Here is a 506-nt window from a genome sequence, read left to right as displayed (position 1 = left end):
ATCAGTGCGTACTGATAGTTGTAGGCAAGTTTGGCGAGATTGAGTACAGATTTAAACAAAAAGTGAATAGATTCGGGGAGGGCTGATAAAAAGCATGATAAAGCCCCAGATTTCAACTGGGGCGTGGCTTAAAGTTCGGTACAGACTTGGTTTCGGCCATTGGCTTTGGCACGATACAAGGCTTTATCGGCGCGGTAGAAGGTGCGCTGAGTGTTTTCCCCTTCGCGATGGAGTGTAATACCGATGGAAACGGTTAGGCCGCGTTCGCCAAGAATGTCTCTCCATGCATATTTAAAAATACGCTCGCGGTAGTTTTCAGCGTGCATTTCTGCGCGGTCTAATTGGCTGTTCTCAAGAATTACAAGGAACTCTTCACCACCAAATCGCACGCACGATGCACCTTTAAATTTGAAGTAGGACGCCAGTTCCTGTGACACACTTTTGATCGCTTTGTCACCCACCAAATGGCTCAATTCGTCATTGATGGATTTGAAGTGATCGATGTC

General features: G+C 46.4%; 1 protein-coding gene. It reads right to left on the bottom strand.

The features are described 5' to 3' along the window. Positions 1-128 precede the first annotated feature (128 nt). A partial coding sequence (locus R7093_RS28440) for a GGDEF domain-containing protein (RefSeq protein WP_318147436.1) occupies positions 129-506 on the bottom strand: 378 nt, incomplete at its 5' end.

The organism is Vibrio sp. 1580, from assembly GCF_033340055.1.
The sequence above is the reverse complement of the archived record's forward strand: the minus strand, read 5'-3'. Positions and strand labels throughout refer to the sequence as shown.